At 41.9% G+C, this 9,770-nt stretch carries 11 protein-coding genes; 7 read left to right on the forward strand and 4 right to left on the reverse strand.

All coding sequences use genetic code 11. The annotated features are described in order from the left end of the window. Window positions 1-99: 99 nt before the first annotated feature. From A2517_RS06835 to hemL, 3 genes are read right to left on the reverse strand one after another with little or no spacing between them, the layout of a single operon-like run. Window positions 100-531, reverse strand: coding sequence for a hypothetical protein (locus tag A2517_RS06835; RefSeq protein ID WP_294895427.1), 432 nt, complete (start codon window positions 529-531; stop codon window positions 100-102). Beyond that, window positions 531-833, reverse strand: coding sequence for an AtpZ/AtpI family protein (locus A2517_RS06840; RefSeq protein WP_294895429.1), 303 nt, complete (start codon window positions 831-833; stop codon window positions 531-533). Before A2517_RS06840 ends, A2517_RS06835 begins: the two co-directional genes overlap by 1 nt. Then, window positions 830-2,116, reverse strand: a complete 1,287-nt coding sequence (gene hemL / locus A2517_RS06845) for a glutamate-1-semialdehyde 2,1-aminomutase (RefSeq protein ID WP_294895431.1) — start codon at window positions 2,114-2,116, stop codon at window positions 830-832. Before hemL ends, A2517_RS06840 begins: the two co-directional genes overlap by 4 nt. 209 nt (window positions 2,117-2,325) lie before the next feature. Here hemL and A2517_RS06850 point away from each other — a divergent pair, with 209 nt between their 5' ends. From A2517_RS06850 to A2517_RS06880, 7 genes are all read left to right on the forward strand, one after another. Next, complete coding sequence (locus A2517_RS06850; protein ID WP_294895433.1) at window positions 2,326-3,729, forward strand: hypothetical protein; 1,404 nt, start codon at window positions 2,326-2,328, stop codon at window positions 3,727-3,729. 156 nt (window positions 3,730-3,885) lie between these two features. After that, a complete protein-coding gene (locus A2517_RS06855; protein ID WP_294895435.1) occupies window positions 3,886-4,209 on the forward strand; it encodes a nucleotidyltransferase domain-containing protein in 324 nt (107 codons plus the stop codon). Beyond that, window positions 4,190-4,594 carry a HEPN domain-containing protein gene (locus A2517_RS06860; RefSeq protein WP_294895437.1) on the forward strand — a complete coding sequence of 135 codons (405 nt, stop codon included), beginning with the start codon at window positions 4,190-4,192 and terminating at the stop codon, window positions 4,592-4,594. Before A2517_RS06855 ends, A2517_RS06860 begins: the two co-directional genes overlap by 20 nt. A gap of 84 nt (window positions 4,595-4,678) precedes the next feature. Then, on the forward strand, window positions 4,679-5,800 hold the full coding sequence (gene tgt / locus A2517_RS06865; protein ID WP_294895439.1) for a tRNA guanosine(34) transglycosylase Tgt: 1,122 nt from the start codon (window positions 4,679-4,681) through the stop codon (window positions 5,798-5,800). Between the two features lies 1 nt (window position 5,801). Beyond that, window positions 5,802-6,584, forward strand: a complete 783-nt coding sequence (locus tag A2517_RS06870; RefSeq protein WP_294895447.1) for a pyridoxine 5'-phosphate synthase — start codon at window positions 5,802-5,804, stop codon at window positions 6,582-6,584. Beyond that, window positions 6,572-7,510: a 4-hydroxythreonine-4-phosphate dehydrogenase gene (pdxA, locus tag A2517_RS06875; RefSeq protein WP_294895441.1), complete on the forward strand. Its 939-nt coding sequence runs from the start codon at window positions 6,572-6,574 to the stop codon at window positions 7,508-7,510. Before A2517_RS06870 ends, pdxA begins: the two co-directional genes overlap by 13 nt. Beyond that, window positions 7,507-9,003, forward strand: a complete 1,497-nt coding sequence (locus tag A2517_RS06880) for a hypothetical protein (protein ID WP_294895443.1) — start codon at window positions 7,507-7,509, stop codon at window positions 9,001-9,003. Before pdxA ends, A2517_RS06880 begins: the two co-directional genes overlap by 4 nt. Here A2517_RS06880 and A2517_RS06885 read toward each other — a convergent pair. After that, window positions 9,000-9,770, reverse strand: a 771-nt coding sequence (locus A2517_RS06885; protein WP_294895445.1) for a carboxynorspermidine decarboxylase, incomplete at its 5' end; no start/stop codon positions are given. The two genes, A2517_RS06880 and A2517_RS06885, sit on opposite strands and share 4 nt — an antisense overlap.

Raw genomic sequence — 9,770 nt, forward strand, 5'->3', positions numbered from 1 at the left:
AAATCTGCATGTTAACCCCTTTTATCACTTTTTTTAATAAATATAACATACGCATTGTAAATCTATTTGAGTTAACACACAGTTAATACATTCAATATCTTAAGATTGTGAAATAAACAATTTCTTGGCGATTAGATACCCCATCGGCATTCCCACTGCAAGCCCTACTAAATAAGGCAAGATCTCTAGGGAATGGCTGTTTTCCAGTCCAATAAATCCGAGTATCAAAAAAGCATACGGTAGTAAGCGATAGAGCGAGACCATAGCCGATGCATTTTTGGTCGTATTTTCGATAATATTGCTCTTTTGACGCGCTTTTTCCTCTTTTATCATCTGCTTGATATCTGTGATCTCTGACTCACGTTCCTCTTCGTACAAATCATACGGATCATCCATCTCATCAATTACATCTTTGAAATCATCAATTTCGCTGTTTTCAACACGGCTTTGAATCATGTTTCGATACGAATAGAGTGATCCCGTAACGATAAGCATCGACGAGAGCATCGCAACTAGAAAACTGCTGATCATCAATCTTCATCCTCATCATCGTCATCTTTTTGTGATTTGCCCATGTTATAACGTGGGTCTTTCGCTAACTTTTCGAACTCTTTGTATTGCTTACTGTAGGCTTTGTAGACATTTAAAATTGCCGCTAAAATACCGATAGCAACACCGATCCACAGCAGCCACGTGATTCCTGTCAGTTTTTTAAGCCCCAATCCGATAGCGACACCGATCAGAATTGCAACCACCATCGAAATGCCGAGAGAAAGAGTTTCAGCCCCCTCGATGATGGGTTTTAGTCTCGGTTTTTCCTCTTCTGCACTCATTGTATCTCTCCAAAAATTTTATCCGCCGCAGCAATGGTCTCTTCGATCATCGCATCGGTCGTAGCGGTCGAGATAAAGCCTGTCTCAAACTGTGAACAGGCGAAATAGAATCCCGCATCCAACATTGCCGCATGAAAACGGGCAAAGCGTGCCGTATCACTTTTCAACGCTTCCGCAAAATTACCGACTGAATCATTGGAGAAGAAAAATCCGAACATCGAACCGCGAACATCGGTTTGTAATCCGATATTATGTTTTTCTGCCGCTTCCGCAAAACCTCTCATCAGGCGTACAGCACGTGCTTCTAGGACACTAAATACACGTGCATTGGTTTTGAGTTTATGGATCGAAGCCAATCCAGCAGCCATCGCTACAGGATTCCCGCTGAGAGTTCCCGCTTGATAGACTCCCCCCTCAGGAGAGAGGTGTGCCATAATCTCACGACGACCGCCGAAAGCACCGACCGGCATACCGCCGCCGATCACTTTACCCAAGGTTACAAGGTCGGGTTTGGTCCCCGTAATGCTCTCCGCTCCGTGCAAACAGGCACGAAAACCACTCATTACTTCGTCGAAAATTAGCAATGCGCCGTATTCGTCACACACAGCACGCAGTTGTGCAAGAAAATCTTTGGTCGCGGGAACGAGTCCCATATTTCCTGCAATCGGCTCGATGATCACACACGCGATCCCCGGACTATCTTGGAAACATGCTTTGACACTCTCGATATTGTTGTATTCCGCCAACAGCGTATGTTTCGTAAAATCGGCAGGTACACCCGGAGAGCTAGGAGTTCCGAATGTAGCCGCACCCGAACCCGCTTGAACGAGAAGTGCGTCACTGTGTCCGTGGTAGCATCCCGTAAATTTGACGATGTCATCACGCCCCGTAAAGCCGCGAGCCAAACGGATAGCGCTCATTACCGCTTCGGTTCCGCTACTGACAAAACGGATTTTCTCGATAGAATCATAGATAGAGATAATCAACTCCGCAAGCTCCGATTCCGCTTCGGTTGGCGCACCGAAACTAAGACCGTGTTTGACTGCTTCGATCACCGCATTTTCGATAGACTCATCACGGTGCCCGAAGATCAACGGCCCCCAGCTCTGAACATAATCGACGTAACGGTTCTCATCGATATCGATCAAATAACCGCCCTCGCCCCGTGCGATAAAACGGGGAATTCCGCCGACACTTTTAAAGGCACGGACGGGGGAGTTTACACCACCGGGGATAAGATTTTGGGCTTTTTCAAAGGCTGCTTGTGAGTGTTCAATGCTCATAGATATTCCTGCATAATTGTTTTCGGTATTATAGCTAAGATTCTATGATCAAGTCTTCCGCAACTGTGTTGCTCAACAGAGATGAATTATTCCATTCTTTAAGTAAAAAAGGATTATTGTTTAGAAATAATTTTTTTTGATATAAATCAATAAAATATTTGCAAAGAATGGTGGAAGTTTAAAAATCATTACTTATGTAAGGGAAAAATATGGAATTAAGATATAGTGAATATTTTGGTATCGATAAAACAATTTTTGAAAAGTTAGGTATATTTAATGGTTTTATCTTACATGATTCTGAATACTATTTAAATCCAAAACTTATAAAAAATACAGATAATACATTTTTTGAATCAAGCTATCAAAAAATACAGAAGAGATTTGCTTTAATAATTTCCACAGTAGAAAAAATTCAAATCCCTGATAAAAAAGATTATTACTATAAAAGTGCAATAGATGCAATAAAATCGAAGGAAAATGGGTACATAGGATTAGGTTACTCGGAAGCAGGTAAAAAGGGTCGAGGCATTGGAACAGGCTTAGCCGAATCAATTGTATTGACAGCATATAAATTGATAAAGCAAGACAAAGTCGAGCCAGAACTTTTTGAAATTTTAGGTGTCTTTAAAGAGCAAATTAGTGTTGATAGAATTAGTGACATGATTATTAAAATAATCGAAGATGATATTTTAAAGTATACACAATACATTGCCAAAGAATTAAAACTATCTGTTAAGCTTTACAAAAACCATCTAGTCCCATTTAATCATTTCGACAATAATAGTCCATTATATTTTTTACCAACATCATTATTAAGTAAACTACCAATTTGGGATGAATTATATTGTGAGTTAGTTGATGAAAGTACGGAAGCTAGAGATTTATTTAATTCAACATTTGGGGAAGCATACAAGCATTCAGAGGTAAATAAAAAAGAGAAAGAAGTCATATTCACTAAAAATAAATTTTTAGTAGATAAAGTAATTGAGCTTTATAAAAAGACTAATGAAGAAGCATATGATTTTATCAGTGATCCTTCTAACGATTTTAAATGGATTGACCTTGTTAAAAATATAGTAATACATCATCCTTTGATATTACAACAAGATCAACCAATATATGACATAGTCAAAATGATCTGTAATAAATTTCAAGATTTAGTCGAAAATACAAATGCTTATAAACTTTTCTATGATGACAATAAACATATCAAACATGAACGAGCATCTCAACAAGCATTTCAATTATTTGCGTCATCATATTGTAATGCAAATAATTTGGACATTTCTCCAGAATCAAATGGAGGTCGAGGTCCTGTAGATTTCAAATTTAGTAAAGGAAAAGAAAAAGTACTTGTAGAATTAAAACTTTCATCTGCACAAATCACTACATTGACACACTGCTTAGAAACTCAAATAAAAATTTATGAAAAATCTGAAGATACCAAAGAAAGCATTTTACTAATTCTACTGGTTGGAACAAGTGCTATAAGTGCTGAGAAAAAAATTGAAGACTTAATAAAATACAAAAATAATTCACTTAAAAATGCAAAATATTTACCTGAAGTTATTGCAGTTGATGCACTTATAAAACCATCTGCAAGTAAGGCTTAACATCATAAAATTCATACAATCATATTTTCAAGTATCTAATCTAAACCTTTCTCTATTCCAACAGAATCTCTTGGCTAAAATATACATCTGATGTATTCTGACACCTTTACCCATTTTAATGTATAATTATTTAAATTACAAAAAAGGAGGGATCAGATGATAGACATCGAAGTAGTCAAACACGAAATCGTAGAACGTCTCAAAACTCTCGATCCCGATAAAATTATCCTGTTTGGCTCTTACGCATACGGAAACCCTACCGAAGAGAGCGATATCGATCTGTTTTTAGTGAAAGATACCGATGATAGCAATTTCGAAGCCCTCGCCATGAAAAACATCACTGATCTGATTTACAAATACAAGATCGGATTTGATCTGCTTTCTGCCCCTGCCAATTTTATCGATCAAAGAGAAGATTACTTTTATAAGGTAGATATCCTCCAAAACGGGAAAGTCCTCTATGAACGAAACGTCGGCTAACGAGTGGCTCACCAAAGCGTGGCATCATCTGAGTTCAGCTCAGGTTTTGTACAAGGTCGAACATTACACGGATGTCATTGCGATTGATCTGCATTATGCTGTTGAGATCATGCTAAAAGCATTTTTAGCGTATGAAAACAAGCAAATCCTCAAAACCCATAATCTTATAGAATTACACAGTCACATCATGAATACGATTGATTTTAATGAAAATGAAAAAGATATGCTCAGATTAATCACGACGTACCACATCAAAGAGTCGTACCCGACACCACACAGACGTCTTCCTCCAAGAGAAGAAATTAAACAGGTACTGGATTTCACCAATAAGCTTTTCGATACCGTTTGTGCCCTACTCCATATCTCGATCGACAAAACCACCTAAAATTTATACATTTCGATCACGTATATTGATGACAAACCCGCTTATATGCGCTAAAATAGCAAAAACAATTAAGCAAGGTCATTTATGCAATTTCATGTCGATGCTACGTGCGGCAATGCCAGAGCGTGCACCATTACCACGGCTCATTCAACGATACAAACCCCTATTTTTATGCCCGTGGGAACCGTGGGAAGCGTCAAATCACTCGATATGGCCGATATGACAGAGCTTCTGGATACCCAAATCATCCTCGCCAATACCTATCACACCTATTTGCGTCCCGGTGATGAAACCATCGCAAAGCTTGGGGGATTGCACGAATTTACTACCTATCCTAAGAGCTTTTTGACCGATAGCGGCGGGTTTCAGGCATTTAGCCTCAGCGACATCTCCAAGCCGACAGAGAGGGGGATCGAATTTCGCAGCCACATCGACGGTAGCAAACACTTTTTCACCCCTGAAAAAGTGATCGATATCCAAAACAATCTGAACAGCGACATTATGATGATCCTCGATGATCTCGTGGCGCTGCCCGCTACGCAAGAGCGTATTAAGACCTCGATTCAAAGAACTACCCAGTGGGCGCAACAGTCGATCGATTACCATCGCAATAACCAAACCAAAGGGATCGGTATAAACCAAAACATTTTTGCGATCATCCAAGGGGGGACGGACTTTAATTTCCGTACCCAATCGGCCCAAGAGCTGTGCGCGATGGATTATGACGGATTCGCCATCGGAGGACTCTCTGTCGGAGAAGCAAACAATCTGATGTACGATACGGTCGAACACACGACACCGCTCATGCCGAGCGACAAACCCCGCTATTTGATGGGGGTCGGTACACCTGAAGATTTGGTCGAGAACATCGAACGGGGCGTCGATATGTTCGACTGCGTTATGCCGACTCGTAATGCTCGTAACGGAACATTGTTTACGACGTTTGGAAAAGTGAACATCAAAGGCTCACGCTATAAATTTGACTCGGAACCGATCGATCCTGCGTGTACATGCTACACATGCCGTCGCTATAGCCGTGCTTATCTGAACCATTTATTCCGTTCACGAGAACTTACCTATTTTCGTCTCGCATCACTCCATAACCTCCACTATTATCTCTGGCTGGTCCGCCAAGCACGTGAAGCGATCCTTGCGGGGAAATTTGTAGAATTCAAAAAGGACTTTTATGCACGTCGCCAAAGCTAAAATGACCCTTGGAGTCAATATCGATCATATCGCGGTCTTGCGAGAAGCTCGAAAGATCAACGATCCCGATCCCCTTATGGCACTCGCGATCTGTGCCCAAAGCGGTGCCGATCAAATCACAATCCACTTGCGGGAAGATCGCCGCCACATCCACGATGAAGATGCTCGCCGTATCGTTGCCGCCTCCCCTCTTCCTGTTAATTTAGAGTGTGCGATTGAGCCTTCCATTATCGACATTGTCTGTGCTCTGCGTCCTCATCGTGCAACACTTGTCCCTGAAAAAAGGGAAGAAGTGACCACCGAAGGGGGGCTAGATGTTACAGGGAATTACCAATCCATATTAAATGCGATTACTAAATTGAATGAGCACGAAATAGAAGTTTCCCTCTTCATCGATCCTACTCGCGAAGCGATAGAAGCCTCGGAGCGTCTTGGGGTGCAATGGGTTGAACTGCATACCGGAAGCTATGCTAACCTCTATGCTATGCGTCACAGTGCCCTTCCCCATACCCATCACGCTATAAAGTCTTTAAATCTCCCTCGCCGTGATTTGGATAATCTTCTGGAAAATGCGTACGGTGCACTTGTCGATGCGGCCAATTATGCCCGTTCTCTCGGACTCAAAGTTGCAGCAGGGCATGGTTTGAATTATCAAAATATTAGCCCTATCGTCAACATCGATACCATCGAAGAACTCAACATCGGTCAAAGTATCATTGCCCGCTCGGTTTTCACTGGATTAGCTACTGCCGTATCGGATATGAAAGCATTATGTCAGCGCTAAAACGACTCGCCATCAGTGTCGGTGACCTTAACGGTGTAGGATTTGAAATCGCACTCAAAGCCCACGATAAAATTAAGCAGCTGTGTGAACCGCTTTACTGCATTAATTACACAATGGCACATCAAGCGGCTGCTTTACTGCATAAGCAAATCCCGAACGATTTTCATATGTTTAAAGTCTCCGGAGAATTTACGATCGAAGCGGGAAAAATATCCGCTTCCAGCGGACGCTACAGCTATGACTCCTTTATCGCAGCGGTAGAGCTTGCCAAAGCAAACCATGTCGATGCGATCGTCACTCTCCCCATCCATAAAGAGGCATGGATGATGGCGGGAATCGATTATGTGGGACATACGGATGCACTGCGCGATATTCTCAAAAGTGACGCGATAATGATGCTCGGATGCGACAAACTCTATGTTCCCCTCTATACGGAGCATATTCCGTTGCGTGAAGTGGCTTCTCATATCCAAACGGATAAACTGCTCACCTTTTTTCTCCAACTCTATCATGCCACCTCCCATGAGCCGATTGCAGTACTGGGTCTAAACCCCCACGCAGGGGATCATGGGGTGTTGGGAGATGAAGAGCGTTTTATAGAAGCCGCTATAGAGCATGCCAATAAAGAACTAGGGAGAGAGGTTTTTATCGGCCCTATCGTCCCTGATATTGCATTTACCCCCCGTTTTCGGGAACGCTACTCGATGATTGCGGCAATGTATCACGATCAAGGGCTTGCTCCACTCAAAGCCCTCTATTTTGATGAGGGGATCAACGTCTCTTTGGGTCTGCCGATTATTCGTACCTCTGTCGATCATGGAACCGCATTTGACATTGCTTACCAAAATAAAGCGTCGGTGTTAAGTTATATCAATGCCGTTACAGCCGCAGTAAAATTGATTTCTCCCAAGGGAGATGAATTTTGAATCCCCGTATTATTTTAGACGTTGTCACCATTTTGGATGAAAGTTTACCGAGACATATTTATGCGCTTGACTTTACAACCGAACAATATCGGACACTTCTTGAAAAACTCTCAATCTCTAATAACGAAACCCTCTTCGATGATAAAAAAGGGGCCATTCGAAAAGCCCTCATCAAATATTTTGCTAAAAGCTTTCAAGAGATTGAAGTACAGGTTACCTTAGAATCTTTCGCCCTTAAAAAACAGTTCATTGACCCGTCAAAACCCGAAGCGTATGATCGGATGCTCCATAAAAACAATGTCTTATTAATCGATATTTTTGAGCGTAAAGCCGATTTTTCGCCTCTTCCGTATCTTGTCTCCATTCCCGAAGAGATACGAAAGCCGATTTTGGAAAATTTCCTCAAATTTGATGAGGATCTCGATAATGCACGTCAAATGACAAGGCGGCAGGTTGAGCAAATTTTTAATCTCGACGTTCGCGATATTATCTTTTTTTTACGGGGACGTATTACGATTCGCCATTACACTCCCCCTAAAAAATTTGCGGAAGGGGTAGACAAACGATTCGGCGGCGAATCGGTGGAAGATATGGAAGCGATGTATCAGACCTACTTCCCGCAAGGTGCTTGGGAACATATCGAGCCTATTTTAGGTGAGGTTATAGCAGAGAAACTCAATTTTAGTGTGATTGACAATGCCACCTTCACACGAACATTTATCCCGGTATTTCGCTCCATGATCGAAATTCTTTTGCTCGAGGTACTAAAAAAAGAGGATAGAAATAAAATCGAAGGGTTCACGGGATACGTATTGCGAGAACATTTTCACCGTATCTTTCTCTATACGGCCAAAAATCTTTTACAATTTATTGAAAATCGGGATAAAAATGCAGAAGCATTTATCAAATATTTTTCCGATGAAATTGTCATTGATGCCAACGGCAACAAAATCCAAAAGCACGCTATTGTCGATTCTAAACAACAAAAATGGAATTTCAGTGCCGTTGTCTCCATTATGATGCAATACAAACAGGTAAAGCTGAAAATTGCATCCCAAAAAGAGGCCATACTCATTGCCGAAAAAGAGTTTAATGATGCTCAAAATGAGCTAACCGTAGAAAAGAACAATAAAGATATCATCACAGATAAAGTCACTGATTTTCAAGAGACTATCTCTGAAAACGATGCGGCGATTCTACGACTCAAAAATAAAACAGGCTCAACTCCCGAAGAGACCGTCTCTTTGAAATCACAAATCAATCGACTCAATTACCATCAAACCGAGCTGTTTGAGTTGAAGAAAAAGACCCTCAATCAGCTTGAGCTCAGTAAAAACAAAATTGCCAATAAAATCAGCGAACTGACACGACGCCAACGAAAGCTCGATTATGAGAAAAAAGCGATGCAAACCTATCTTGAGCAAATGGCTACTATTTTAGAAACCTATGAAAACGTTGCTGAAGCCTTAGCAACCGTCTTAACCAAACGCTAAGAGAGACGGTTGCGATAATCCTCGTAGCCGAATTCATGAACGATTTTAAGTTCCCCTTCTTTCGTCCAGATCGCGAGTGATGGGAGTTTGATCCCGTTAAACGTCGTATTTTTTACAAACGTATAATGAATCTGATCTTCGAAAATAATCTTATCCCCTACTTTGAGCGGTTCATCAAACGAATAATCCCCCATAATATCCCCTGCGAGACACGTGTTACCGCCGAAACGGTACGTATACGCCTTCTCTCCCGCTTCTCCTGAGCCGCGAATCATCGCACGGTACGGCATCGCCAGTGTATCGGGCATATGCGCCTCGGCAGAGGTATCGAGAATCGCGATATCCATCCCGTTATGGACGATATCGAGTACCGATGCGACCAACGGCCCCGTCTGCCATCCGATCGCTTCACCCGGTTCGAGATAGACGGTGATATTGTTATGACGTGCTTTGAAGGCACGTATTACCTCAATCAAACGATCCACATCATAATCGACGCGGGTAATATGATGCCCTCCTCCGAAATTGACGTATTTCATTCCGTCGATATAAGAGCCGAATTTCGCTTCAAACGCTTCGAGTACCCCTTCCAACGCATCAACGTTTTGCTCGCATAACGCATGAAAATTAAATCCGTCAAGTTTTGAGACAATCGAATCATCGAAATTGGCTAAAGTCGTCCCCAAACGGCTGTAGAGTCCGCACGGGTTGTAGAGGTCGACAGGTGAGGATGAGTATTCGGGATTGACACGGAGTGATACCGAGAT

This window comes from Sulfuricurvum sp. RIFOXYD12_FULL_44_77 (assembly GCF_001830725.1).
Classification (GTDB): Bacteria; Campylobacterota; Campylobacteria; order Campylobacterales; family Sulfurimonadaceae; genus Sulfuricurvum; species Sulfuricurvum kujiense_A.

Bases quoted from the DNA above. Each gene is read 5' to 3' on its own strand.
- A2517_RS06835 (WP_294895427.1), bottom strand. From the start codon at position 531: ATGATCAGCAGTTTTCTAGTTGCGATGCTCTCGTCGATGCTTATCGTT.
- A2517_RS06840 (WP_294895429.1), bottom strand. From the start codon at position 833: ATGAGTGCAGAAGAGGAAAAACCGAGACTAAAACCCATCATCGAGGGG.
- hemL (WP_294895431.1), bottom strand. From the start codon at position 2,116: ATGAGCATTGAACACTCACAAGCAGCCTTTGAAAAAGCCCAAAATCTT.
- A2517_RS06850 (WP_294895433.1), top strand. From the start codon at position 2,326: ATGGAATTAAGATATAGTGAATATTTTGGTATCGATAAAACAATTTTT.
- A2517_RS06855 (WP_294895435.1), top strand. From the start codon at position 3,886: ATGATAGACATCGAAGTAGTCAAACACGAAATCGTAGAACGTCTCAAA.
- A2517_RS06860 (WP_294895437.1), top strand. From the start codon at position 4,190: ATGAACGAAACGTCGGCTAACGAGTGGCTCACCAAAGCGTGGCATCAT.
- tgt (WP_294895439.1), top strand. From the start codon at position 4,679: ATGCAATTTCATGTCGATGCTACGTGCGGCAATGCCAGAGCGTGCACC.
- A2517_RS06870 (WP_294895447.1), top strand. From the start codon at position 5,802: ATGACCCTTGGAGTCAATATCGATCATATCGCGGTCTTGCGAGAAGCT.
- pdxA (WP_294895441.1), top strand. From the start codon at position 6,572: ATGTCAGCGCTAAAACGACTCGCCATCAGTGTCGGTGACCTTAACGGT.